22 protein-coding genes are annotated in these 24,771 nt (G+C 44.5%); 15 read left to right on the forward strand and 7 right to left on the reverse strand.

The features are described from left to right. The first annotated feature begins 184 nt into the window (after nt 1–184). Nucleotides 185–733: a carboxymuconolactone decarboxylase family protein gene (locus tag QWZ07_RS06885; RefSeq protein ID WP_192852503.1), complete on the forward strand. Its 549-nt coding sequence runs from the start codon at nt 185–187 to the stop codon at nt 731–733. Between the two features lie 94 nt (nt 734–827). Here the strand turns inward: QWZ07_RS06885 and QWZ07_RS06890 are convergent, their stop codons facing one another. The 4 genes from QWZ07_RS06890 to QWZ07_RS06905 all read right to left on the reverse strand — a co-directional run bounded on the left by QWZ07_RS06890 (nt 828) and on the right by QWZ07_RS06905 (nt 6,176). Beyond that, on the reverse strand, nt 828–2,003 hold the full coding sequence (locus QWZ07_RS06890; protein ID WP_192852504.1) for a MalY/PatB family protein: 1,176 nt from the start codon (nt 2,001–2,003) through the stop codon (nt 828–830). 12 nt (nt 2,004–2,015) lie between these two features. After that, nucleotides 2,016–3,479 carry a Na+/H+ antiporter NhaC gene (nhaC, locus tag QWZ07_RS06895; RefSeq protein WP_192852505.1) on the reverse strand — a complete coding sequence of 488 codons (1,464 nt, stop codon included), beginning with the start codon at nt 3,477–3,479 and terminating at the stop codon, nt 2,016–2,018. Nucleotides 3,480–3,624: 145 nt separating this feature from the next. Further along, nucleotides 3,625–4,629 carry a LacI family DNA-binding transcriptional regulator gene (locus QWZ07_RS06900; RefSeq protein ID WP_192852506.1) on the reverse strand — a complete coding sequence of 335 codons (1,005 nt, stop codon included), beginning with the start codon at nt 4,627–4,629 and terminating at the stop codon, nt 3,625–3,627. A 119-nt stretch (nt 4,630–4,748) separates the two neighbouring features. Next, nucleotides 4,749–6,176 (reverse strand): aminotransferase-like domain-containing protein, encoded by a 1,428-nt coding sequence (locus QWZ07_RS06905; RefSeq protein ID WP_192852507.1) that lies wholly within the window; start codon nt 6,174–6,176, stop codon nt 4,749–4,751. Between the two features lie 182 nt (nt 6,177–6,358). On the opposite strand from QWZ07_RS06905, the gene tnpA reads away from it, so the two are divergent. The 4 genes from tnpA to QWZ07_RS06925 all read left to right on the forward strand — a co-directional run bounded on the left by tnpA (nt 6,359) and on the right by QWZ07_RS06925 (nt 9,663). After that, nucleotides 6,359–6,796, forward strand: coding sequence for an IS200/IS605 family transposase (tnpA, locus tag QWZ07_RS06910; protein ID WP_192854767.1), 438 nt, complete (start codon nt 6,359–6,361; stop codon nt 6,794–6,796). Between the two features lie 125 nt (nt 6,797–6,921). Then, complete coding sequence (locus QWZ07_RS06915; protein WP_192854104.1) at nt 6,922–7,827, forward strand: DMT family transporter; 906 nt, start codon at nt 6,922–6,924, stop codon at nt 7,825–7,827. Between the two features lie 81 nt (nt 7,828–7,908). After that, nucleotides 7,909–8,379, forward strand: a complete 471-nt coding sequence (locus QWZ07_RS06920) for a TetR/AcrR family transcriptional regulator (RefSeq protein WP_192854105.1) — start codon at nt 7,909–7,911, stop codon at nt 8,377–8,379. A gap of 153 nt (nt 8,380–8,532) precedes the next feature. Next, nucleotides 8,533–9,663: a TMEM43 family protein gene (locus QWZ07_RS06925; RefSeq protein WP_192854106.1), complete on the forward strand. Its 1,131-nt coding sequence runs from the start codon at nt 8,533–8,535 to the stop codon at nt 9,661–9,663. Nucleotides 9,664–9,742: 79 nt separating this feature from the next. On the opposite strand, the gene QWZ07_RS06930 is transcribed toward QWZ07_RS06925, so the two are convergent. Continuing rightward, entirely contained in the window at nt 9,743–10,168 is a 426-nt protein-coding gene (locus QWZ07_RS06930; RefSeq protein WP_017088295.1) for a DUF3010 family protein, read from the reverse strand. Nucleotides 10,169–10,428: 260 nt separating this feature from the next. Here QWZ07_RS06930 and QWZ07_RS06935 point away from each other — a divergent pair, with 260 nt between their 5' ends. Further along, nucleotides 10,429–12,066, forward strand: coding sequence for a methyl-accepting chemotaxis protein (locus tag QWZ07_RS06935; RefSeq protein WP_192854107.1), 1,638 nt, complete (start codon nt 10,429–10,431; stop codon nt 12,064–12,066). 155 nt (nt 12,067–12,221) lie between these two features. Here QWZ07_RS06935 and QWZ07_RS06940 read toward each other — a convergent pair whose 3' ends face one another. Next, entirely contained in the window at nt 12,222–12,569 is a 348-nt protein-coding gene (locus tag QWZ07_RS06940; RefSeq protein ID WP_017076504.1) for a DUF3316 domain-containing protein, read from the reverse strand. A 262-nt stretch (nt 12,570–12,831) separates the two neighbouring features. Between QWZ07_RS06940 and QWZ07_RS06945 the strand changes: the two genes are divergently transcribed. Continuing rightward, nucleotides 12,832–13,701 carry a LysR family transcriptional regulator gene (locus tag QWZ07_RS06945; RefSeq protein ID WP_192854108.1) on the forward strand — a complete coding sequence of 290 codons (870 nt, stop codon included), beginning with the start codon at nt 12,832–12,834 and terminating at the stop codon, nt 13,699–13,701. A gap of 4 nt (nt 13,702–13,705) precedes the next feature. Continuing rightward, complete coding sequence (locus QWZ07_RS06950) at nt 13,706–14,383, forward strand: endonuclease III domain-containing protein (RefSeq protein WP_192854109.1); 678 nt, start codon at nt 13,706–13,708, stop codon at nt 14,381–14,383. 149 nt (nt 14,384–14,532) lie between these two features. Here the strand turns inward: QWZ07_RS06950 and QWZ07_RS06955 are convergent, their stop codons facing one another. Next, nucleotides 14,533–16,194 carry a methyl-accepting chemotaxis protein gene (locus QWZ07_RS06955; RefSeq protein ID WP_192854110.1) on the reverse strand — a complete coding sequence of 554 codons (1,662 nt, stop codon included), beginning with the start codon at nt 16,192–16,194 and terminating at the stop codon, nt 14,533–14,535. A 275-nt stretch (nt 16,195–16,469) separates the two neighbouring features. On the opposite strand from QWZ07_RS06955, the gene QWZ07_RS06960 reads away from it, so the two are divergent. The 7 genes from QWZ07_RS06960 (at nt 16,470) to QWZ07_RS06990 (ending at nt 24,745) form a co-directional block, all read left to right on the forward strand. Further along, nucleotides 16,470–16,982, forward strand: a complete 513-nt coding sequence (locus QWZ07_RS06960) for an RNA methyltransferase (protein ID WP_099166997.1) — start codon at nt 16,470–16,472, stop codon at nt 16,980–16,982. An 86-nt stretch (nt 16,983–17,068) separates the two neighbouring features. Further along, on the forward strand, nt 17,069–17,905 hold the full coding sequence (locus QWZ07_RS06965; protein WP_192854111.1) for an SGNH/GDSL hydrolase family protein: 837 nt from the start codon (nt 17,069–17,071) through the stop codon (nt 17,903–17,905). 103 nt (nt 17,906–18,008) lie between these two features. After that, nucleotides 18,009–18,899 (forward strand): LysR family transcriptional regulator, encoded by an 891-nt coding sequence (locus QWZ07_RS06970; RefSeq protein ID WP_192854112.1) that lies wholly within the window; start codon nt 18,009–18,011, stop codon nt 18,897–18,899. Between the two features lie 91 nt (nt 18,900–18,990). Then, nucleotides 18,991–19,998, forward strand: a complete 1,008-nt coding sequence (dgcN, locus tag QWZ07_RS06975; RefSeq protein ID WP_192854113.1) for an N-acetyltransferase DgcN — start codon at nt 18,991–18,993, stop codon at nt 19,996–19,998. Between the two features lie 57 nt (nt 19,999–20,055). Then, entirely contained in the window at nt 20,056–21,042 is a 987-nt protein-coding gene (gene dgcA / locus QWZ07_RS06980; protein ID WP_192854114.1) for an N-acetyl-D-Glu racemase DgcA, read from the forward strand. Between the two features lie 380 nt (nt 21,043–21,422). Then, on the forward strand, nt 21,423–23,396 hold the full coding sequence (locus tag QWZ07_RS06985; RefSeq protein WP_192854115.1) for an ATP-binding protein: 1,974 nt from the start codon (nt 21,423–21,425) through the stop codon (nt 23,394–23,396). After that, a complete protein-coding gene (locus QWZ07_RS06990; protein WP_192854116.1) occupies nt 23,393–24,745 on the forward strand; it encodes a sigma-54-dependent transcriptional regulator in 1,353 nt (450 codons plus the stop codon). The genes QWZ07_RS06985 and QWZ07_RS06990 overlap by 4 nt, the downstream gene beginning before the upstream one ends. Nucleotides 24,746–24,771 lie beyond the last annotated feature (26 nt).

The raw sequence follows: 24,771 nt of genomic DNA on the forward strand, positions 1-24,771 counted from the left end.
GGCTTTTTTGTTATGAGCAAAAGATATTAGAAAGGTTCTAATCTGAAGTTTGAACGATTGTTCAAAATAACACTTGAACGATCGTTCTAGTTTGATCTATATTGTTTTCACACCAACGGAGAACAGTCATTAATTGCTCCGTGATTGAATAACTTTAGAATCATAAATTGCTAGGGATAAAACAATGAGCAACTTCAAAATTCATTCAGTAGAATCAGCGCCAGAGAAAAGCCAACCTATTCTTGAAGGTGCTAAAAAGCAGATGGGCAGAGTACCGGGTCTTTTCGGTGTGTTGGCTGAATCTCCAAACACACTTAAGGCTTACACTCAGCTTCATCAGGCGTTTAGTGACTCATCTTTTGATGCCGAGGAGCTTACCGTTGTTTGGCAAACCATTAACGTTGAACATGAGTGTCACTACTGCGTACCTGCACACACTGGCATTGCGCACTCAATGAAGGTTGATCCTGCGATCACTGAAGCACTGCGTAATCGCACAGCCATGCCAACTGAGAAGTTGCAAGCACTGCACGACTTCACGCTAAGCATGGTTCGTAAACGTGGCAATGTGTCTGAAAGTGAAATGACAGCATTCTTTGAGGCGGGTTATGGTCAACAACAAGTGTTAGAAGTGATTCTTGGCCTGTCTCAGAAAGTGATCAGTAACTATGTAAACCGTGTTGCTGAAACGCCAGTAGACAAGGTGTTCGAACAGTTTGCTTGGCAAGGTTAATTTACCTTTAAATAAGTAAATAGTAAGAATGATGAAAGCCCCGCTCAGTTGAGTGGGGCTTTGTTGTTTGGAGTGGATGACGTTTTCTAGTTACTTACTTATCTACAGCTAATGCTACTTTTAGTCGTACCAAAGCGTCTGCTAATACTTCTGCAGGGCACCCTAGATTCAATCGAATAAACCCTGAACCTTCTTCGCCAAAGGCACAACCCATACTCGGTACAATACCGGCTGCAATGAGTTGTTGCTCAAGCTCTGCATCGCTTAGTTTCATTGCACGGCAATTTAGCCATGCAAGATACGTCGCTTCGGGTTTAGTGAAACGAATATGAGGTAGTTCTGCTTTCAAGAATCCATGCAGCGTTTCGATGTTGTCTTGCAGATAGTGTTTTAAGCCCATCAACCAAGTTTCACACTCTTGATACGCCGTGGTCGCCGCAGACATGGATAGGCTGTTGAAGCAATCCATGCCATGCGCATCCAAACGGCGAACAAACTGCTCCTTCAACTCCGAATTTGGAATGATGAAGTTTGAGATTCTTAATGATGACAAACCAAACGTTTTACTGGCCGCGGTCGCCACAATAAGTTTGTCGGTTAGCGAACTTGGCAAGCTTAACGTCGAATGGAATACATTAGGTGTTAGCGTTAGGTCACTCCAAATTTCATCACTGATCAGCCATACATCGTGTTTTCTACACAGCTCTGCAACTTGCGTTATCTCTTGCTCGTTCCATGCTCTGCCTGTTGGGTTGTGAGGATTACAGAAGATCAATGCCTTTGCACCACTGGCAAAGCAGTCTTCCAAGTGAGCAAAATCAAGCTGGTAGTGACCATCAGATTCAATCAACGGGTTGTTCAAAACTCTGCGGTCATTTAGTTCGATGATCTTACGAAATGAACCGTAGCCTGGGCTTTGAATAACGATCTGGTCATTCTCTTGAGTGAGCATTTGCAGCGCCATTGCGATACCCGGTAACACACCATGTATCGTGGTTATCCACTCTTTTTTTATTTCAGTGTTATGTTGGTTTTTAAACCAATCAATCACAACTTGGTAATAGTCATCCTGACGTTCTGAGTACCCAAAAATACCATGAGCGATATCTTGAGCTAAACGGTCGAGCACTTGCTGAGGAGCTTGGAAATCGTAGTCTGATACCCACATTGGCAGCAAGTCAGATCCTTCCAATCCTAGCTTCTGCTCCATAAAGTCCCACTTTACCGACCCTGTATTTCGGCGGTTAATCGTATTGTCGAAAGAATTCATAGGATGTGAGCCTTACTTAGTGCTGTGAGCTAGAGAAGTTTCTGCGGAGTCTTCTGACTGTTCTGGTTTTGCACGTGCAATACCAAACCCAGTGAAGCCATAAATCAGAGCGAAAACGACACCGGTGTAACATTGGATTGCCCAAGGTAGGTAATCTAGCGTCGCTACACCTAGTGTGCTTGCCATGTAAATACCCGCAGCTGTCCAAGGAACCAGTGGCTCAATAATCGTGCCTGCGTCTTCGATGGTTCTTGATAGGTTTTTAGTATCTAGCCCCATTTTACGGTAAGCGTTTTGGAACAATTCACCTGGAATAAGAAGTGCGAGTTTGCCATCTGATGTCGTGAAAACTACGGTAATCGTCGCGATCACTGTTGATGCGATAAGCTGTCCTGTTGAGTGAATCATATGTAAGAAACGACCTAGTACCACATTCAATGCACCGGTTAGGCTTAAAACACCTGCAAAAGAGAACGCACAGAAAACCAATAGGATGGTGCTCATCATTGAGAACAAACCACCACGGTTTAGCAGCTTAGATACATCAGGGATTAGGCCGTCAATCGCTGTACCTTTCGCTTCAAACAGAGCGACATTGAAGCCGTCGACATAAGCTTGGAAACCTTGTTGTAGAGAGAAACCTTGTAGAACCATACCTAATACAATCGCAAGGGCAGACGCACCTAGCATCAGTGGCAGAACAGGCTTTTTGGTTAATGCACCCCAAAGAATCATTACTGGTGGGATAATCAGAAGAATGTTGAAGTTATAAAGGCTATCTAGCCCAGCAAGAATTTGAGTCACTTTTTCTGGCTCGCCAACCGTGCTGATATCGGCACTTTGGCCTGCGAAGAAAAAGACAACAGAAGCAATCACAAAGCCCGGTAGCGTTGTGTAAAGCATGTGTTGAATGTGTTCGTATAAGGTAGTGCCTGAAACGACAGGTGCAAAGTTGGTTGAGTCTGAAAGAGGCGAGATCTTATCGCCAAAATATGCGCCAGAAACAACGGCGCCGGCAGCAGCAGCCAGTGATACATCTAAACCTGCCGCAACACCCATCAGTGCAACACCAACGGTACCCGCAGATCCCCAAGAAGTACCAGTACATACAGAGACAACAGAAGTAACAAAAAAGGCAGCAATGAGTATGTATTCAGCACTGATGACTTTAAGTCCCCAGTAAACCATGTAAGGGATGGTGCCACTGATCATCCAGCTCGCGATAAGGCCGCCCACTGAAACCAATATCAAAATAACAGGCATCGCTTTTGCGAGTTTCTCAACAATTGCGTTGATGATGTCATCCCAGTTGTAGCCCATCTTCCAAGCAATGCATGCTGTGAAAGCCGCGGAAATGAGTAGCAGAACTTCAATGCGAAGTCCTAAAACACCGTATCCAATAGCAAGCAGCGCAAACATAACGGCTATAGGTGCTAATGCTAATCCGAACGATGGTAGAGGCTTTGAGTTATTCATATTTGTTGTCCTCAGGTGAATGTAGGGTTTGTTCGGAATGGATAATAAGCGTGCTCTGAAATCGAAAGTGCGACTTCAATACTGTTTTCATGTAAGCGGTTACATGAGGTGTGTACATGAGATTTTGGTCACATTTTGTCTCATTTTAGTGCTTGATTGACTTAACTGTCTGCCTTTCAACCAGTGTCGCTTCGAATTTATGTTGTTTGGGAGGCGCGTATCCTGCGGCTTTAAGTTTAATGGCAAGGTTAGCCGCATAAGTCGACATCTCGTCGATAGGATTGTGCATGGTGGTTAACCGAGGGTAAAGGTAGCGAGCGAGTAAAACATCATCAAAACCGATGACTGAAATATCGTTGGGAACCGAGATACCTTGATCTTGTAAGCTCGTCATTAATCCGGCTGCCATAACATCATTAAAGGTGACGGCGGCTGTGACCTCTGGGCATTGGTTTACCAAGATATCACCTGCCGCTTCACCACCTGATTCACTAAAGTTTTGGTTGATGATCCAGTTTGATTTTATTTCGATATTGGCCGCTTTCATGGCTTCTTGGTAGCCTTGCAAACGGTCTGTTCTATCTTGGATTGGAAGGTCGCTCGAGACATAGGCAATTTTTCGATGTCCGAGTGCAATCAAATGTTGCACCGAGACTTGAGATCCGAGTTTGTTGTCTACCCACACTGAGCGATTTGATATCTGAGCAATAGTGCGATTGAGTAGCACCATTGCTGGCAGTTGAGAGGAGTAGCGAAGTAAGGTCACATCATCGAGCATTTTCGAGTGAATCACCATTGCCTCACAGCCTTGGCTGATTAGGAAGTCGAGGCCTTCTTTCTCTCGCTGAGCATTGTGCCCGCCACTCACCACAACCAGCTGGTATCCGTTTGTTCTCGCGACTTCTTCAACGCTCTTGGCAACAAGCGCAAAGAAAGGGTCAGCTAAGTTGCCCGTCAATAAGCCTAACGTGTTGCTACTTCGACTTGCTAAAGCCGTGGCACGTGCATCTCGGTGGTAATTGAGTTCTTTGATTGCACGTTCTACGCGCTCCAACGTGATAGGTTCGACATAGCAGGTACGGTTCATTACTCGTGAAACGGTTGCTGTTGAAACTCCGGCAAGTGCTGCTACATCTTTGATAGTTGCCACGTCGAACTCCGCTAGGCATAGAAAGGCTGCGAGTGTAGCGAATCTTTGCTGTTGAAAATGTTAATAAGGTCAAAGCTTGTTAACGCCAATTCTATGAGTTTAGCTAGGTCTAGCGATATTTAGCACGTATGTTTGGCGATTATCCGAGCCAACATCACCACGCCTTCTTTCCACTCTTTGCTCTCTTCTATGTTTGCTACGGTGAAACGCAAGCAGTGTTTGTATTGGTCGTGTGTGCCAAATACTGTGCCGGGTAAGATGCCTAATTTGTGTTTCAAGCAATCTTGATAGACGGCATAGCTGTCGACCGATTCTGGCAGTGTTATCCAGTTGAGAAATGAGCCTTCCGGCTTTGACAAATGGTAGCGACCAACAAGGTGCGGGTAGCTATCCAGAGCTTGTATTAACAGGCTTTGAAACTGTTTTTGATTGGTTTGATAGAGCCGTTTCATCTTGGATAAATGACTGCGGTATTTGCCCGTTGTGAGAAATTGCCCAACCGCTGATTGCATCAGGTTGGAACTGCCCATGTTGTCGCATAGTAGATACTTCTCGACTAAGGGTTGATAGCGCCCCGACAGTAACCAACCGATTCGCAAGCGTGAGTCTAAGGTTTTAGACAGTGAGTTGACGTAGATGACTCTATCTTGATCATCAAGCTCTTTGAGGCTCGCGATTGGTGTATCGAATGCCAAGCTACCGAATACATCGTCTTCGATAATCGGCAAAGATCCTGTGATCTCCAGTAACGCCTTTCGATTAGCCAATGGCATCCGTGAGCCGGTTGGATTGGTAAAATTTGGCGTCAGAAGTAGAGTCTTCACTTCCCATTTGTCCAACGCACTCTGTAGTGATGGAATATCGATTCCGTGACTAACACTGCTTGGTATTTCTAGGGCTTGTAAACCAAGTGATTCGAGTAAAAGTAAATTACCGAAGTAACACGGTGACTCTACGGCCACGATGTCACCCGGTTTGGTGAGTGCACGTAAAGCCAAACTGATTGCCTGTTGAGCACCGTGAGTAATCGCAATCTCTTTCGATCCCGCGGGAACACCTAGATCATGGGTGATCTTTAACAATTGCTTTACTAATTGTTCGTCGCCGGGGGGAAGTTGGTAATAACCGGGCAACTGAGTTTGCAAACGACTATGGCGACCGATTTCAGCGTACAAGCTACGAATCGCAGGATTGTTGATGTTCGGGTGTGCAGAACCAGCAAGTAGCTTCAAGCGACCTTTCGGACGAGAGAGTACAGATTTGGTGACAGACAAGAGGTCGACTTTTTGAGGCTGGCTGGGCGCATCCCAACTTGTGGTGTTCGGTGCTTTGACGCGATAACCCGACTTGGGAACCGAGTACACCCAGCCTGTCGCTTCCAATTCTTGATAGGCGCGAATCACGGTGTTCTTGCTCACGCCAAGCTGTTCGCTTAGTTGACGAATTGAGGGAAGGCGATCGTCTGGATGAAAAAGCCCTTTATCAATCTGAGCCTTAATATGTTGTTCGGTAGCAAGATATTTATTGCCGCTGAGTTCTGCTTCCACGTTGTTTTCCCTCGTTGCTCATTTTTAATCTGTAACCATTTAAAGTGTTATATCTGTATCTTTATTGGCTCCTCAAAACCACCGCCTAGGGCGGTGGTGATTGTTCCTTGAGGCTATAGCCTGAAGAAGTGCCCATGTTAGAAGTAACCTCTTATTCACCACAAGTAAGAGGAAACAACCACATGGGCGATTACAGAAGTTCATCACATGTCTATTGGCGTTGCAAATACCATATAGTTTGGACTCCAAAGTACAGATATAAGATTTTGAAAGATAAGGTAGGAAAGGAGCTTTATCGTTCAATCTATATTTTGTGCAATATGAAAGACTGCGAAGTTTTAGAATTAAATGTTCAACCAGATCATGTTCATCTTGTTGTCATTATTCCTCCCAAGTTATCAGTATCGAGTTTGTTAGGAGTTTTAAAAGGCCGAACAGCAATTCGACTTTTCAATAGATTCCCACATATACGTAAGAAATTATGGGGAAATCACTTTTGGGCTAGAGGGTATTTTGTAGATACGGTCGGTGTGAATGAAGAAGTCATTCGGCGATATGTACGACACCAAGATAAGCAGGACATAGAGTATGAACAACAATTACAGTTATTGAAGAACTGATAGCGCGGACGCCCCCTTTTAGGGGGTTATAAAGCAAAACCGCCTTCTAAGAAGGCGGATATTTTTTAGTTATCTGTACCCAACTAAGGTAACAGCATTGATGAAGAGTTGACCAGAGGTTTGTAATGCTGATTAAAATGATTCCGTTCGTGTTTGTAATATTGTGGTCGTCAGGCTTTGTTGGCGCACGCCTTGGCGTGGAATACGCCGAACCCGCAACATTGCTTTCACTTAGGATGGTGGCCAACGTGGCGCTGTTCTTAGTTTTAATTACCATTCTTAAACGTCGTATCCCTCGTGGTCGCGCATTCTTTCATGCTTGTGTGGTCGGAATTTTGATTCATGGTTTCTACCTTGGTGGCACTTATCTTGCGATTGATATGGGTATGCCCGCTGGGTTGAGTTCGCTACTTGTTGGCTTACAACCGATTCTGACGGCCTTGATTATGATCAGCTGTACTTCACAGCGTTTTAATTTCGCACAATGGCTGGGCTTAGTGCTTGGTTTTGCTGGAATTAGCTTGGTATTGATGGGCAATATTGAATGGCAGTCTGACGACCAAAAAGGCTTGGCAACGTTATTATGTTTGGTTTCTTTGGTGGGTATTACGGTCGGTACTTTGTATCAGAAGCGCTTTTGTAAAGGCACAGATATGGTAGGTGGCGCGATGGTTCAATATTTGGCATCGGCGGCATTGTTCCTTCCTTTTGCTATGCGTTACGAAACCATGCAAGTGAACTGGACTCTCGAATTCACGCTAACCCTTGCTTGGTTAGTGATTGTTCTATCGTGTATCGCCATCTTATTGTTGCTTTACATGGTAGAGCACGGCGCTTCTTCAAGTGTTGCATCTGTGTTTTACTTGGTTCCACCGACGACTGCAATTCAAGCGTGGCTTATCTTTGGTGAGTCGTTCGACATCTATGGTGCAATGGGCTTTGCGTTGTCTGCCGCCGCGGTTTATCTGGTAGTGAGGAAACCTGAACTGATTAAGTTTCGACAACAAACGGCTTTAAATAGATCGCGCTAATCACCAAGGTTAAAGGTTAACAGTGTGGATAAGATCCGGTGTAAAGTAGCGCTAGCGAGCTAATTAATATCAAGAGGACATATGGCAAGGGTCAGTGCTGAAGAGATACAACGTAAGCGAAAGATGTACGATGAATGCATCCTCAACCTGTTTTTGACAGAAGGTTGGGATGCAGTGACCTATGATCGAATTGCCAAAGAAATGGGGATAACCAAGTCATCTCTACAACGTTATTACGCTAATAAGATGCAATTTGCCTATGCGTTAGAAGGGCAAGTATTCCAGCAAGCAACTAAGTTGTTGGACTTTACTGACAGGGATTCTTTTCTCGATTCATGGAAGCAGTCGCTGAATGATAATCAGATTTTCCGTGAATGCCTGCATATTATTATGACCAATGCATTAGCACCTGTTTCTGCTGCAGCGACTACAAAAGCGGTGACTCGTCTAACTGGTGTACTCGCGAATAATATCGGTAAAGTGGAAGCACAAGATACGGTGGATCTAGCCTTAGGTCGTAGTCTTATTTCGTATATGAACAATAAGTTATAGTAATAGTTTGTTCGTTATTTAACCTTGTTCTTATGTGTTAATACTCTATAATGCGAATGGGTGCCCATATCTAGGATGTTGATATGGGCATTTTTTTGACATTATTGAGTACTAGTACTCAATAATGTATTGCATTAATGACTAGGGGAACCAATGACTGACCATGATAGCTCCAATAGCGAAGAGCCAAGCTTTGACACTAATGAGGATATGTATTCCGAATCACAATGCTATGACGGTGATGGACAAGAGTATTCGGTAATCAAAGAACGAACCTGGAGCCAAAGAGTGAAGGCTTCTATTAGTGATTTGGGTTTTGGTGTATTTCTGATTTCTTTTGCTCTATTTATTCTATATGCCAATGAGCATCGTTCTGACCATCGTGAAAAAGTGCTTAAGCAAGGAGAGAAAGCCGCTATTTCTATTGCATCTGATCAGCGTGATTGGAACAACAATCAGAAGTTGGTTCATACTCATGGTTTAGCTACTACAAAGGACACCTTGGTGGACCCCGAATTCGGTATTAAAGCCGTTGGTATCCATTTAAAACGAAGAGTTCAGGTGTATCAATGGAAAGAGTCTCGTCGAACTTACATGCAAAAATTGTCTGATGGGACAGAGAAAGAAGTTACAACTTACACTTATCGCAAGGTTTGGTCAGAACGTTTGCGAGACTCGACGGTTTTTAAGCAAAAACAGTATCGTAATCCTGAATCAGTGGCTTTCAAAACCACAATTTATAATGCTGAGAATATGCGTTTTGGTGGTTTCGAATTTCCGTATGAGCTCTCTCGTATGATGAGTCGATACGTGGGAATTAAGGCTGATTCAGACTTGTTGGTTGGTGAGCAAGTATATGGTCACGTAACTAAAGATAAACAAGGGTACTACATAGGTAGTGATCCGGATGCACCAAATATCGGAGATATGAAGGTCACTTTTCATATTGTTGAGCCTGCAGTCGTCTCCATTGTGGCTCAGCAGATTGAGGACGGGTTTCGTGCTTGGAATACTAAAAATGGCCCATTGAGTTTGCTGCAATATGGTGTGAAAACTAAAGATGAGATGTTTGAAAAGGCTCATAGCGAAAACACGTTTGCGACTTGGGCGTTGCGTTTGGGAGGGTTTGTGTTTATGTGGGCGGGCTTTTTTCTATTACTGCGCCCCATTATTGTAGTAGCTAGCGTCATTCCTGTCATCGGTACCGTAATAGGTGGTGGAATGGCTCTGATTTCGTTTAGCCTAGCGGCTTTAGGCACCTTAATTACGGTTATCGTTGTGTAACGCTTACCGAAACAGAATATAAAAAAGAGCCTGTAATAACAGGCTCTTTCTCTATCAATAGCATTTTAGCGACTATGGATTAGCGTTGCATTAAGCAAGCGTATGCCGTTGTAAACGGTGCTTCTTGGTATTGCTTAAGGCCAGTCTCTTTGAACTTCATCATAAGAGGGTTGCGCTTAAGGCTTTCTTTGATGTCAGCTGGTGACACAACCGTTACATCTAGGCCATCGATCAACTGAATTGCTGCTTCTAGTTTGAAGCCGAAGCCGCCGCCAGCAAATTTGCCTTTAGTTTGGCGCTGACGAATGACCACTTTATCTACTTGGTAATCTTCCATCAGTTTTGCGAAAGAGAATTGAAAATCTTTCATGTTTTGCGTGTCGTTTGCATCGCCAATTGCGACTTTTGAAACGCGACAATCAGGAATGTTAAATACGCCATCAGAAAGAGAAAGTAGACAAATGATTGCATCATTACCTTTGATTTCAACGCCACAAATTTTCATGTTTATACCTATTTACTTTTGAGCCGTACATTATGGTGCTATTTCTCACACTTCTCCAGTAATAGCGTTCCTAAGTAGCAAATAAGTACATAAAAAACGCGTGTACTGTATCCGCATCGTTGGTTGTTCGTTAAGTAAACGTCAACCAATTGGGCGACATCGTTTGCTTTGAGAGAGGCTTCACAAATTCATAGCGTGTCTTAATATTTGTACGGTATATTATGCGGGAGTCCCTATCTATTGTGTGGTTATTAACCCCTATGAGTATCAACAACCTTTCTATTAAGAGTAAAATTGCGATCCCGCTAATGGTGATTGTTATTGTGTTTTCTACAGTTACGGTTTTGAACGTTATCAAATCTAACGCTCAAGCTGCTATCAACCACGAGTTGAATAATGTGGTTCAGCCGGTATTGGATAATCTGGAAGATGGTTATCGCGATATCTACCAAGTCATTTCGTCTGCTCAAGGCCTGTTGTTAGCAAAAGATCAAGCCGCGATTGATTACCAAAAGTTTGAGTTTAAAGACAACGCTTACAAAGCCGTTCCTCGCTTTGAAAGTGTGTTAACGCTTTATTCTGCAGGAGTGCTCGATCCTTCTTCACGAGGAGAGGTTACTAAGTTAGTGGATGCGATGAGCAAGTGGGTTGCGTTACACGAACCGCTGTTTGCTGATCCAGAGAATGCTCACCAATACAATATCGACTATTCGCCAGCTTTGGATGCAGAATTTGCGATCATTCGTGAACAGCTTCGTTCAGTACGTAGCTTGATTGAAGCTAAGCAAATTGAGTTACGCAAGCAAGCCAACGAGTCGATTGAATCAAGCAAGATGATCATCGAAATAGGCATGGGTGTTGCGATCTTAGCGGCTATTTTTGCGCTGTGGCTGTCGAATCGTTTTATAGTTAAGCCGATTCAAAATGTAGAAAAAGCCATGGCTGAAATTGCATCTGGTGATGGCGATCTTTCTCAGCGTATGAACGTAGAAGGCAGTGATGAAATTGCGCGTCTTAGCTCTGCATTTAACCAATTCGTTGGCAAAATCCATGTGACAATCGAGCAGGTTATTATCACCTCTAATGCTGTACGTGCAGAGATGGAAAACATCAAATCTCTAACACAAGGCGTTGCTGAGTTTTCATCGAACCAACAGAAAGAGAGCGAGGTGGTGGCTGCGGCTGTTCATGAAATGCAAGCGACCAGTGAAGCGGTAAGTGGCAATGCATTAGAAGCGGCTTCAGCGAGCAACACGGCTAATCGTGAAGTGGAATCAGCGGATAAAACCTTGGGCTTAACAGTGAGTTCAATTGAACGTCTAGCACATGACATTGAAAACGCGAGTGGCGTGGTTCATGAACTCGATAGTGATGTGAAAAATATAGCGTCAATCTTAGGCGTAATCCGAGGTATTGCCGAGCAAACTAACTTATTGGCATTGAATGCGGCTATTGAAGCTGCACGTGCGGGCGAACAAGGTCGTGGCTTTGCGGTTGTTGCGGATGAAGTAAGAGCCTTAGCAAGTAAAACACAAGACAGTACGGGTGAAATTCAATCGATGATCGAGCGTCTTGAAGTGGGCGCAAAGCAAGCGGTTGGCGTGATGAACGAAAGCAAAGTTAGCGGTGAGAAAACCATTGTTCAGGCGGGTACTGCGGCGTCTTCTTTGAGCGAGATTCGTAACTCTATCGGTATGATGAACGAAATGAACACTCAAATCGCGACTTCGGCTTCTCAACAGTCCCAAGTGTCTGAAGAAGTGAATAAGAATGTTCAACGCATAGCAGAAAGCACGATGCAAATGGTTGAAATGGCGAGCAGCGCTGAGAATGCTTGCATGGCATTGGCGGAGCAATGTGAAGCGCTTGATAGCCTTGTTTCTCAATTTGAAGTTTAATTATTTAAAATAAGCTGATAAACATGATCTGCCAATGGTTGCTCGTTCTGGATTCTATTAACTAGCACTGAACGACAAAAAAGCCCGTACTCAATGAGTACGGGCTTTCTTTTTGGATGCGTGATCGGTTTTTAGAACTGATCAATCATTCGGTGTTAGCTGCTACGACCGTCTTTGTATGTGTAACGGTAGTCAACTTTTACGTTCGCTTGGTAATGGATGTCGCCGCTCATGTTAGTGATTTTTTTCACTTCCATATTCGCGTCATCAATCTTGAACGAATCGTATTTTGTTGTTTGTTGGAACTGTGGCAGTTCTCTAGAAAGCTCAAAAGGTGTCTTTGCGCTTAGCTCATCCATAAGGTTTGTTCCTGCATCGTATGCTTCCGCTTCAGTAACAAATGTATCAGATTTTAGCGTTGTTTCTTGAATCGTTGTTTTGGTTGCTGCAAACGCCGTGGTGCTGAGTACAAGAGTTGATGCAAGTATGATTAATTTTTTCATAGGAGTACCTTACTTTGTTGAAGTACCTGTGTTCCGGTACAGAACCAACATATCAATGAAGTGGTAGGAGGAGTGTCAGGGGAGACGACGATTTTGTTAGTGTTCGGTAAGGAATAATGAGAAATGTCAGCAGTTGGTTGGAATGATTTTGGCCGATTGTAGGTGGCGAAAATTTATGCGCAGCGCATATCAAGCAAGGTGACACTGATATCTATCTTCAATACACTGTATGGGTAACCAAAGTTCAGCATAGGGTAAAGGTATGGCCAATTGGGAAGGGGTAAGTGAGTTTGTTGCAGTGGCAGAGCGTGAAAGCTTTACTGGTGCCGCGCAGAAGCTCGCTACGTCGGTGGCTCAAATCAGTCGCAGAGTCGCAAACCTCGAAGAGCGCCTCGCAGTGAAACTACTCAATCGAACGACTCGTAAGGTTTCTCTAACAGAGGCGGGGCAACTCTATTATCAACAGTGTAAGTTGCTGGTTGAGGGCTTAGAAATTGCTGAGCTTGCAGTCACGCAGATGCAATCCACACCGAAAGGCTTGTTGAAAGTGACGGCCCCCGTGACTTATGGAGAGCGCCAACTTGCACCGATACTTCACCAGTTCTTAAAGCTTCACCCACAAGTAGAGTTAGAGCTAATGCTGACTAACCAAAAGCTCGACCTTATTGATTCCGGTGTTGATGTGGCGATTCGTCTTGGTCGTTTAGAAGACTCAAGCCTTGTGGCTAAGAAGCTCTCTCAACGCCAACTCTATGTATGTGCCAGCCCTGAATACATTGAACGCTATGGTGAGCCGCATACGCTCTCTGAATTGAGTCACCATCAATGTTTAGTGGGTGGCTTTGAACATTGGCGCTTTAAAGAAAATGGTCGCCCTCGCTCAGTTCGTGTTAATGGACGAATCAAGTGTAATAGTGGCCTAGCTTTACTAGATGCAGCAAAACAGAGCATTGGCTTGGTTCAGTTGCCAGAGTACTACGTGAGTGAAGATCTTGATTCGGGAGAGTTGATTGAGGTGCTGTCTGATTATCGAGACGACAAGGAGGGGATCTGGGCACTTTATCCGCAGAACCGTAACCTGTCTTCAAAGGTTCGCTTGTTAGTCGATTTTCTATCTGAGCAATTGGATTAGTTCTATGACGCCAAGTCATCATAATTTAGTCAGCCAAAATGAACTGATACTCAGTGTGTTCGATACACTTGAGCAGCACTATGGCTATTTTGAATGGTGGCAAAGGAACGATCCTTACGAGATCGTTTTAGGCGCTATTTTGGTTCAAAACACTAATTGGAAGAATGCAGAGAAAGCACTGACTAATTTGGGCGATAAGTGTAATCCAAGGTCAGTTGCAGATATGGAGATCGATGAGCTTGCTCAAAAGATTCGTTCGAGTGGCTACTACAATCAGAAAGCCATTAAGCTTAAGGCCGTGACTGAGTGGTTTGCGAAATACCAATACGATATTTCTGCCGTTCGTGCTCAGGATAAGGATCAACTGCGTAAAGAGCTACTGGAAGTCAAAGGAATTGGTGGCGAAACCGCCGACGCGATTCTGGTGTATGCGATAGGTAAGCCATCTTTTGTGATTGATGCGTACGCGAGAAGGATCTTCATTCGCAATGGGTTGGATGTCCCTAAATCGTATGAAAAATTTCGAGCTTTAATGGAAAACGTGATTCCTCCGGATACAAAAAAGTACGGTTATTATCATGGCTTACTCGTCGAACATGGCCAGCAGTTTTGTAACCCTAAGCCAAAGTGTCAAGATTGCCCGCTGAATCAAGATTGCATTAAGGCTGAAGTTGGATCTTAGGTTCTACTCAGCGTGATTCCTTTTATTCAAACATCCTTAGATAAAAAATCGGGCTTCAGAATGATGATTCTGAAGCCCGACTGCATTTGATACAAAAAGCTTTTAACTTTTTGTCGCGTTTACTTGTTATTTAATCGAACGTAAATGGTCTAGACCGTGAAGCGATCCACCAAGTGGTATAGCTCATTGGCGCGGGTGTTTAGGTTTTGGCTACCCGTACGGTTTTGATTTGCGAGTGATGCCGATTGCGAGCTTTGATCGGATATAACTACAATGCGCTGCGAGATCTCTTGCCCAACAATATTTTGTTGCTCCGTCGCAGTAGCAATTAACGAGTTCATGTCCATGATGGTATCAATCGATGCTTGGATCTTCGCCAGTGCAGCGGCTGCGGCATTCGCTTCTTCCACGGTTTGAGCACTTCGATTTTGGCTCGAATCCATGGCTTTTACGGCGGCATCTGAAGCGGCTTTTAACTGCTGAATCATTTTGTGGATGTCACCTGTACTTTCTTGAGTACGGCTTGCTAGTTTACGAACCTCATCGGCTACCACTGCAAATCCACGCCCTTGTTCACCTGCACGTGCGGCTTCAATCGCAGCATTCAGTGCCAATAAGTTGGTTTGTTCTGCAATGTCTTGAATGACTGTCAGTGAAGACGAGATATTTTGTACATCACCTTCGAGTCTTGATACCACGGTGTTCGCTTCTGATACTTCACTAGCAAGGCCTGCAACCGAGTTTGCAGCAGCATTGACAATCTGTTGAGCTTCTTTAGCGTTAGTTTCTGCCTGTTTAGCTGAATCAGCTGCTTGGCTAGCATTGCTTGAGATCTCTTGTGCTGTCGTGGTCATCTCCGTCATAGCGGTTGCCACTTGCTCTGTTTCTTCGCGCTGACCTGTTGCAATTTCATCAACTTGTGCGGCACGAGAAGACATGCTGGTGGTCTCGGATACGACTTGCTGGCCAACATCACTAACACTTCGAATGATGGTTTGCAGGCTGGCAACAAAGGCATTGAAGTTCTCACTGAGCTTGGTGAACTCTGGCGCTTTGAAATGTTCCATACGAGCTGTTAAATCGGCCTCACCGCTAGCAAAAGCGCTAATCGAGCGATCAAATTGTTCGAGTGGTTGCATGATAGTGCGGTTCACGGCGACAGCGAAAACCGCCACTACAAGTGCAATCAAACCACAGAAAATAGCGATGGCAGTGAGTGAGCTTTGCAGTGCGACATTTGAGCTCTCTTTCATTTCAGCAATCACCGCGTCGATATCATCGGTATAGAAACCCGTGCCGAGCATTAAATCCCACTGCGGAATGAAAATTGAATAGCTGAGCTTAGGTAGAGCTTCTGATTGACCAAGTTTTGGAAAGTAGTAGGTAGTGAATTCACCAAGCTTTGAGTTCTTGATAAGGTCGCGGATTAAGTAGTTGCCTTTTTTGTCTTGAAGGTCGTAGTAGTTTTTACCAATACCATCACTGTTTTGACCAACAACAACTCGAACGCCTTTAGAGTCGTAGCCAAAAATATAGCCAGACTCACCATATTCTAGAGTTTTGAGTGTTGGTAAGGCTTCTTCTAGTGTTGCCCCTTTATCTAAAAATGGGCTGATCGAGGAGTAGGCCATTTGTAGGTATGCTTTGAGTTCCTTTTCTTTCATCGCCATCATATTGCTACGCGTCGATTCTACTTGTTGTGCGGTTAGCTCGGTGCTCTTCATATAAGTCACGCTCATCATCCCAATTGCCATTAGTAACAAGGGAATGAAAGAGAGTATATAAAGGCGGTTTTTGATGGTTAGGGTCATTTAGCGCTTCCTGTGCAATTGTTCAATGCGGTTTTGACCACATTATTAATGTGATTTAAAAATGTAAATGGACTTGTTGTCTAATTGTTACCCTAGAATGTTTTTGTTTTATAAATATGATAGTGGTTAGGTTTTTTATGAGAGATGCCTTGCAACTAGGGGCTTAAGAAAGAAAAAGTGAGATTACTTCGATGCTTTTGAATTCGGCGCTGCTTTGTTAGAATGCGACGCTTTGTAGCACCCTGCTATGTCTATTCGTTAAGTGAGAAAGATTCATGAACAAAAGCCATGTGACTATTGGTTTAACTAACCCAAAGAGCCCGACTAACGTTGGTGCTGTTATGCGCGCGGCTGGCTGTTACCAAGTCGACGAAGTTAAATACACAGGGCAACGCTACGAAAAAGCGGCTAAATTCCATACCGATACCAAGAGTGCAACGCGCACCATCCCACTAACGGGTGTTGAGTCGTTTTTGGATAACCTTGATTCTGAAACCAAGATCGTTTGTGTGGAACTAGCAGAAGGTGCAACACCACTGCCGCGTTTTAAACACCCAGAAAACGCTATCTATATCTTTGGCCCTGAAGACGGCTCTATTTCTCAAGATGTTGCAGATAGAGCGGATCACGTTGTGTACGTACCAACGGTTGGCTGCATGAATTTAGCCGCGACAGTGAATGTGCTGCTTTACGATCGCCTTGCAAAGTCTGATGAAATGGATGAGAGCAACGAGCTGATCAAGAAAAGCCGTGATAACCGTAATCACTTGTTGATTAAAGAAAAGTAATTCTCGACTTATAGTGTTATCTATCCCGTAAGCAATCGGATATTATCTGAGCTCATCATCAGAGAATTGAAGGGTTAGATAACACCATGGAAGACAAGCAATTACTTGCGGCGCTGCAACAACACCCTGTCCTCGATCTGTATCAGTTATTCCAAGAAGTTGGTCAAAACCGCTCTCTGTATGCATTGCTAGAGAGGCTGTCTTCCCTTAAAGAACACCACCAACTGAGCACTTGCCTTAGCCCATTAAAACCGCATATCGAAGGTGTACTTTCTCAGTTCGATAGCACTACACCGGATAGCGAAATCCTCAAAGCAGTTTCAATCCAATCTGAGATTCAGCAACGAGGCCACAGCATGAGTCGTTACATCATGACATCAGATAATCATCGACATTTCTCTCCGAATGCAGACTTAGTCATGTTTGGTGATTCGATCACCGAGTGGGCACCTTGGGCGGATATTTTTCGGGATGTTTCGATGGTCAATCGTGGCTTAGCGGGTGACACCACAACTGGCATGTTGCGCCGTATTGATACCACGTTGAATGTGAAGCCAAAGTTGGTGTGCTTTATGGCTGGGATAAACGATTTAGCGCAGGGTTATGATGTCGACCATATCTACCAGAACTACGTTGATATGCTTAAAGTGTGGCAAGAAAATGATATTCGAATCTTGGTGCAATCAACGCTTTATGTCGGCTCTAAACTGCAAGGTTTAAACCCTTCAGTGGAACTGCTCAATAGCAAAGTAAGCGAGTACTGCACTCAACAAGGCATTACGTTCTTAGATGTGAATTCAGTATTGTCACCTAACAAGCTTTTGTCGAATGAATACTCGTGTGATGACTTACACTTGAATGCGAAGGCTTACCAAGCTTGGGCTGAGGTTCTTCAACCTACGGTAACTGAGCTACTGAAATAGACTCACGAAAAAAGCTAAATAGATAGCTAGACCGATAAACAGCTTAACTCATACAAGAAAAGCCAAACCCTAGATTTTTTTCGCGAACCATAAGGACATCAATTTGAACCTAAGACAGTTGGAAGTCTTCTACGCCATTATGCAGACCGGAACCGTATCTGGAGCCGCACGTAATCTGCATGTGTCACAACCTAATGTGACTCGTATTTTGGCGCATACAGAGCAACAACTTGGTTTTGGATTGTTCGAGCGTGTCAAAGGGCGATTGGTGCCTACGGTTGAAGCGAAAACCTTGCTGCCAGAAGCAGAAAAGGTCTATCAACAGCTGGGGCAATTTCGATCTCTGACCAACAAAGTGAAGCAAGGCCATCAGCATTTACGTATTGGTGCGCCGCCGATACTGGCGACCAAATTGCTGACACCAGTAATAGCCCAAATGTCTTGCGAACAAGATCTCTCTTTTGAGTTACTAACAGCAAACCGTGATGAACTTTGTGCTGGATTATTAAAGCATGAGCTTGATATTGCCATCGCGTTTGGCGATGAAACACCGCCTGCCATATTAAGTGAAATGCTATTAACCGAATCACTCAAGGCTTTAGTGCCAGCCAATACGGTTGAACACTTGCCCGCAGAATTAACTCTTGAAGACCTGATCGATTATCCGTTGCCAATCATCGGACTTGATAGTCGTGACCCACTGGGGTTGCTGCTCCACCAAAGCTTGATTGCGCGAGATGAGCATTATCACCATCCGATATCTGTACGTGGATACAGCGCGGCGGCGGAACTGGTTAAGTACCAAGCAGGCTTTGCGATTGTCGATCCGTGGACGGCAGAGCAGTATCAAAATGACGACTCGGTTTACGTGCTTTCACTGCAGCCGGATATCCAATTCTCGGTATCGATGCTTTGTGCAGAGCACACCCCTCAATCTATTTCCGTTAAGCAATTTATCGCTTCATTGAAAAGCCATACTCACCCTATAACTTAAGGTTATAGGCTCGCGATAAATAGGTATTCGGCAGCTTCTAAGTTCTTAATTAAAGTAAATCCATACAAGGACTTATTAATTAGGAATGCTCATGTCTATCGCTCAACCTTACCTTCTTTTTCTTGGGGATGTTACCGACCCACTTGCAGCAAAAACAGCTCGTGGTATTCATCAATGGCGACCAGAAATTTGCCTAGGTCAGCTTCGTTTAACAGACGATACTGTTTCACTTGGCTTAACGGACATGACCTTACAAGAGGCGCAAGCACGGGGCGCGAAAACGCTAGTGATTGGCACGGCAAACCCAGGTGGTGTTATTCCTGACTCTTGGCAGCCAACCATAATGGCAGCTGCAGAAATGGGATTTGAGATTGCATCTGGCATGCACCAACGACTGAGTGAATTTTCACCGCTTGCTGACATGCAGCAACACGGATTGACTAAGCTTCATGATGTACGACACTTTGATGGAGCTCTCAAGGTTGGTAACGGCAAGCCTCGTAAAGGTAAGCGCTTGCTTACTGTCGGAACAGATTGCTCAGTAGGCAAAATGTTCTCGGCATTGGCGATTGAAAAGTCGCTTAAACAAGCGGGAACATCTGCTCAGTTCAAAGCGACAGGACAGACGGGTATCTTGATTGAAGGTTGTGGTATTTCGATTGATGCTGTGGTCGCGGATTTCATTTCCGGCGCGGTTGAAGCGATTAGCCCCGATTTTACTGACCACGAATGGGACATCATTGAAGGCCAAGGTTCGTTGTTCAATCCGTCTTTTGCAGGCGTGAGTTTAGGGTTGTTGCATGGCGCACAAGCTGATGCTTTGGTGTTGTGTCATGAAGTCGGGCGACCACATATTCGCAACCTTCCTCATGCGCGATTGCCAAGCATAGAACAGACCATTGAAGCTAACTTGCAAGCCGCGCGGTTGACGAATCCAGACGTGAAACTGGTCGGCATTTGTTTGAACACGTCGGCGATTAGCACTGAAGACGCTGAGACATTATGCCAAGAATGGACCACACTTTATCAAGTACCAGTGACGGACCCGGTTCGTTTTGGTGTACAACACATTACTGATCATTTGCGACATTCACTTTAACGATTTCATCATTTCTACGTTTCCATTTGTTAAAGCGAACATCAACCGAGTGAAATTATGAAGATTACAGCAGAACCCATTACTATCGCGATGCAAACACCTTTTCGCATCTCTCGTGGCAGCCGAACGGAGTGTCACGTTGTTCGTGTTTACATTGAACATGGTGGCAAACAAGCTCAGGGCGAATGCACGCCTTACCCACGATACGGCGAGTCATCGGAGTCTGTGTTAGCGCAAATTCAACAAGCGTCTAGTGCCCTTGAAGCTATGTTTGAACGAGGCGTTACCGATCCCGCAGAGCTAAGAGATCATCTTCAGTCTTTATTGACTGGAGGAGCAGCGCGAAATGCGGTCGATTGTGCGCTTTGGGATTTTGAAGCGCAGCAGAACGAACAGACGTTTCCAAATAGCTTGTTTGAGTTACCTGATCAAATCGTTACTGCAATGACAGTCTCCATTGGCACACCGGAAGCGATGGCGACACAAGCTCGAGATTATGTGGGAAATGGGGCGAAACTTCTAAAAGTGAAGCTTGATGGCGAGCAGGTAGTAGAGCGTGTTCGTGCAGTGCGAGAAGCGGCGCAGGATGTTCAGATTGTACTGGATGCCAATGAAGCGTGGACAGGGTTAAATCTCGAAGAGTTGTTCAATCAACTTACTGAGTTTGATATCGCGATGATCGAACAGCCGTTACCCCAGCAGCATGATGCCTCACTGGCACATATCAATCACCCGATCCCACTGTGTGCTGATGAAAGCTGTCATACCACTTCACAACTTTCACCTTTGTTAGGCAAGTATGAAATGGTCAACATCAAGCTCGATAAAACGGGCGGTTTGACCGAAGCCTTGGTACTTGCTGAAGAAGCTCAAAGGCTCGGCTTTACTCTGATGTCGGGTTGTATGCTAGGTACCTCATTGGCGATGCGTGCAGCATTACCTATTGCGGTTCAATCTGAGATTGTCGACCTCGATGGCCCTGTGTTGCTCGGGCAAGATGTTTCGCCAGCACTGACTTATAGAGATGGGATGATCATTCTCTAAGATCGTTAAGCTTCGGGTTAGTCGATGGGCATGCCATAAATGAAATCGCACGAGTGAAAGCTTGTGCGATTTTTTTGGTATCAATAAACCTTAACTGATTAATATTACGTGAGTTTTACTGCTTGATTGAGACTGGTGAATTCACTTTACTCGGCTGGTATTGATAAAGTAATCACGTTTCTGTCGGTGAGGTCACTTTCTATTATCGCAAAACAGACAGCTCAAGCTTTATAAAATAATTGTTATGATATCTTATGTGAAATGTTAATGATTACTCTTCGTTTAATAGTTTCACTAAAGCTATTAGATCTAAGATTAAATAGGTAAACCACCTAACTGATTGAATCATTGACGGATCCTGTTGATTTTATGATGAGAAGGTGGAGCGAGTGAGTAGTCATGTCTCCGAGGTGATAGAAAACAAAGACAGTTTTGAACGCCCGTTTTCGATCAAAATCCCGCGTCGTAAGTGGTTTGGTTGGAAAGGCATTGAACTGCGCTTGGTGTTGGTATTGGCTATGTTATCGATGACCACCATCTTTCTGTCAGTTGTATCGAGCTTCACCTTTGACGATTTAAACCAACGCCTTGTTGAATTAAAAGAGAGTGAAATCCCCGCCTTAGATAACGCTGCACGCCTCAATGATATGGTGCGTGTGATTATTACGACCTCATCTCAGCTCAGTGACGCTGAATCGAATATAGAACGTAAGCAGGCGATGCTTAAAATTGAAGAGGCCATTTCAGTGATGAATAGCGTTATGGTTCAATTCCCTGATTATCACGCCTATTTTAAAGACCTTATCGCCCAAGTTAACAATAGTCTGAGTCTATTGTATCAAAGTGAGATTGAGTCAGAACAACTCAATCAAGAACTTCGTAATTTGCTTGAAGGCTTTTATCCTCTATTGCAACAAGCCAGTGATTCACTCGATAGTTTGCCTGAGTCAGCCAAAGATCAAATCCAATATACTCAGTTGAAATCTCTGCTTTATTACCAATTAGGCTTAGTAGAGAAGCTGTATAACGACTCAAGCTTTAATGAGCTCGATTACACTAGCTACCGTCTAGAGCAGGTAGGGGAAGAGTGGTGGAAGCTCTGGGTCAGTGGTGATTTAAGAAGTGATTTTCCTGAATTAGATCATCAACTCACGGTGATTTATAACCTTGCCTCAAGTGATAGCAGCTTGTATGGGATGAAAAACAAAGCGCTCGATCATCTTTATCAAGAGCAATACTTCCTGCAAAACAGCCGCGAGCATTTGAACCAATTAACCGTGCAGATCGAAAGCAACACCAGCAAGGTGAATAGCAATATTGATCAATCGATTCAGCAAGCGCAGCTGTCTTTACAATCGAATCAGCAACTCTCTCTTTTTCTTTCCTTGTTTAGCGTGTTGGCTGCCGCTGCCATTTCGTGGTTCTACGTGCGTAAGAGTATTTTAGAAAGGCTTCTACAGCTCAAAGACAACATGTTCGCGATTTCTACCGGCCATTTAGATACCGAGGTTTCTATTCGGGGAAAAGACGAAGTGACGCAAATGGCCAAGTACCTAAAGGTATTCCAGACCACGGCCAAAGTCGTTAAGCAAACCAATCGAAAATTAGAGGCTGAGGTTGAAGAGCGCACCTTAGCCGAAGCCAAACTACGAGTAACCCAAGACGAGCTAATCCAAGCCGGAAAATTGGCCGCGCTAGGGCAATTGAGTGTCGGGATCACGCACGAGATCAATCAACCTCTGACGGCAGTAAACAGTCACGTTCGAAGCGCGCAGCTTTGGTTAGGCAAGCAAAGGCCAGACAGGGCAGAAGAGAACCTAAAAAAGATCGAGATCTTGTTAGACAAAGTGGCTGCGATTACTCGTCACCTAAAGGCCTTCTCACGTAAGAGTGATGGCAAGATTGATAACGTTGAATTGGATAAGGTTGTCGGTGATGCGATTGACCTGTTTGAAACCAGACAGAGCAAGGTCTCGATTCAGTATTCACCACAAAGCGACCAGATGGTTCGAGCCAACAGCATTCGCTTAGAACAGGTATTGGTGAATTTGATCAGCAATGCTCTGGATGCCATCGAACACAGAGAGCAACCAGAGCTCAGCATCTCTACTCAAGGGCATTCGAATACCATTCAGATTTTGGTGATGGACAACGGGTTAGGGATACCTGAAGAGGACATTCCGCATCTGTTTGACCCATTTTATACCCGCAAGACAACAGGTAAGGGGCTTGGGCTCGGTTTGTCTATCGCATACAACATCATAAAAGACTTTGGCGGCTCGATTCACGTGGAATCAGTTGAACACCAAGGCAGTACTTTTATCGTCACTCTACCAAAAGGCATAGCCTCATGACTGCAGAAAAACACATAGTTCTTATCGATGATGAAATCGATGTCGTTGAAGCCGTGAGTGAAATGTTGGAGCTAGAAGGGTTTAGTGTCACCACTTTTACCGACCCTAACCTTGGCCTTAAATCGCTCAAAGCAAACAGCCCGTCGGTTGTATTGTGTGATGTACGAATGCCACAGGTGGATGGGCTTACGTTGCTGAGTTCAATTCAACATAGAGCCGCTAACGTCCCTGTATTGTTGATGAGTGGCCATGGCGATATTCCCATGGCGATAGAGGCAATTAAGCTAGGGGCGTTCGACTTTTTAGAAAAGCCACTTAATGCGAGTGAGTTGGTAGAGAAGCTCGATTTAGCGTTGGCACAATCTCAGCACAACTGCCCAGCAATTATAGGCGGCGATGAGGAAACGGAGTTACCGATTGAAACGGTGGTTATTGGCCAATCAAAAGCGATGGATACGATACGTAAGCAAGTGCTTGCGCTGTCTCATACTGGTGTTGATACCATCATCAACGGCGAAACAGGAACGGGCAAAGAAGTCATTGCTCGCGCGTTGCATCAATTTAGCCGTCGTAAGGCGAAGCCCTTTGTCGCGATCAACTGTGGCGGCATGACAGAAAGCATTATCGAAAGTGAGTTGTTTGGTCATGAAGCGGGCTCGTTTACCAATGCCAACAAGAAGCGCATTGGCAAAATAGAACAAGCCAATGGCGGTACTCTGTTTCTTGATGAAATAGAAAGTATGCCAATTGCGGTGCAAATTAAACTGTTGCGCGTCATTCAAGAACGAGTGATTGAGCGCGTTGGTGGTAACGAGCTAATTCCGGTCGATATTGTGGTGGTAGCTGCCAGCAAAGCTGATCTCGCGAGCTTGAGTGAAACGGGTGAGTTCAGAGCCGATCTCTTCTATCGCCTCAATATTGCTAGCTTAAACCTTCCCGCATTGCGTCAACGCAAAGAGGACATTCAGGTGTTGTTCCGTCATTTTGTGATTCAAGCGAGCCACAAATACAAGACACGCCCATCAACGATCTATCCCGAACAAATACAGCAGCTATGTCGACACGAATGGCCGGGTAACGTGCGCGAACTGCGTAATGTCGCCGACCGATTTGTACTTGGTATTGTTGGTGATGGCTTCGATCTTCAATCACCAATTTGTGAAACGTCCGGAGAAGATTTTGCCTTTGAAAAACAGATGGAGCAGTACGAACGAAATGTTCTGACTGAGGCGCTTATTGAAAGCGCAGGCAACATCAATGAGGTCTCAAGCAAGCTGAACCTGCCACGCAAAACACTTTATCGAAAAATGAAGAAACACCAATTGGATAAAGAGAGCTTCAAGGCCTAATTGGTTCATTCATTCGCTTAATAAAA

This window comes from Vibrio lentus, from assembly GCF_030409755.1.
Taxonomy (GTDB): Bacteria; Pseudomonadota; Gammaproteobacteria; order Enterobacterales; family Vibrionaceae; genus Vibrio; species Vibrio lentus.

What these genes read in the sequence shown, in the direction of transcription:
- QWZ07_RS06885 (WP_192852503.1), top strand. Translation starts at nt 185, where the DNA reads ATGAGCAACTTCAAAATTCATTCAGTAGAATCAGCGCCAGAGAAAAGC.
- QWZ07_RS06890 (WP_192852504.1), bottom strand. Translation starts at nt 2,003, where the DNA reads ATGAATTCTTTCGACAATACGATTAACCGCCGAAATACAGGGTCGGTA.
- nhaC (WP_192852505.1), bottom strand. Translation starts at nt 3,479, where the DNA reads ATGAATAACTCAAAGCCTCTACCATCGTTCGGATTAGCATTAGCACCT.
- tnpA (WP_192854767.1), top strand. Translation starts at nt 6,359, where the DNA reads ATGGGCGATTACAGAAGTTCATCACATGTCTATTGGCGTTGCAAATAC.
- QWZ07_RS06915 (WP_192854104.1), top strand. Translation starts at nt 6,922, where the DNA reads ATGCTGATTAAAATGATTCCGTTCGTGTTTGTAATATTGTGGTCGTCA.
- QWZ07_RS06920 (WP_192854105.1), top strand. Translation starts at nt 7,909, where the DNA reads ATGGCAAGGGTCAGTGCTGAAGAGATACAACGTAAGCGAAAGATGTAC.
- QWZ07_RS06925 (WP_192854106.1), top strand. Translation starts at nt 8,533, where the DNA reads ATGACTGACCATGATAGCTCCAATAGCGAAGAGCCAAGCTTTGACACT.
- QWZ07_RS06930 (WP_017088295.1), bottom strand. Translation starts at nt 10,168, where the DNA reads ATGAAAATTTGTGGCGTTGAAATCAAAGGTAATGATGCAATCATTTGT.
- QWZ07_RS06935 (WP_192854107.1), top strand. Translation starts at nt 10,429, where the DNA reads ATGAGTATCAACAACCTTTCTATTAAGAGTAAAATTGCGATCCCGCTA.
- QWZ07_RS06940 (WP_017076504.1), bottom strand. Translation starts at nt 12,569, where the DNA reads ATGAAAAAATTAATCATACTTGCATCAACTCTTGTACTCAGCACCACG.
- QWZ07_RS06945 (WP_192854108.1), top strand. Translation starts at nt 12,832, where the DNA reads ATGGCCAATTGGGAAGGGGTAAGTGAGTTTGTTGCAGTGGCAGAGCGT.
- QWZ07_RS06950 (WP_192854109.1), top strand. Translation starts at nt 13,706, where the DNA reads ATGACGCCAAGTCATCATAATTTAGTCAGCCAAAATGAACTGATACTC.
- QWZ07_RS06955 (WP_192854110.1), bottom strand. Translation starts at nt 16,194, where the DNA reads ATGACCCTAACCATCAAAAACCGCCTTTATATACTCTCTTTCATTCCC.
- QWZ07_RS06960 (WP_099166997.1), top strand. Translation starts at nt 16,470, where the DNA reads ATGAACAAAAGCCATGTGACTATTGGTTTAACTAACCCAAAGAGCCCG.
- QWZ07_RS06965 (WP_192854111.1), top strand. Translation starts at nt 17,069, where the DNA reads ATGGAAGACAAGCAATTACTTGCGGCGCTGCAACAACACCCTGTCCTC.
- dgcN (WP_192854113.1), top strand. Translation starts at nt 18,991, where the DNA reads ATGTCTATCGCTCAACCTTACCTTCTTTTTCTTGGGGATGTTACCGAC.
- dgcA (WP_192854114.1), top strand. Translation starts at nt 20,056, where the DNA reads ATGAAGATTACAGCAGAACCCATTACTATCGCGATGCAAACACCTTTT.
- QWZ07_RS06990 (WP_192854116.1), top strand. Translation starts at nt 23,393, where the DNA reads ATGACTGCAGAAAAACACATAGTTCTTATCGATGATGAAATCGATGTC.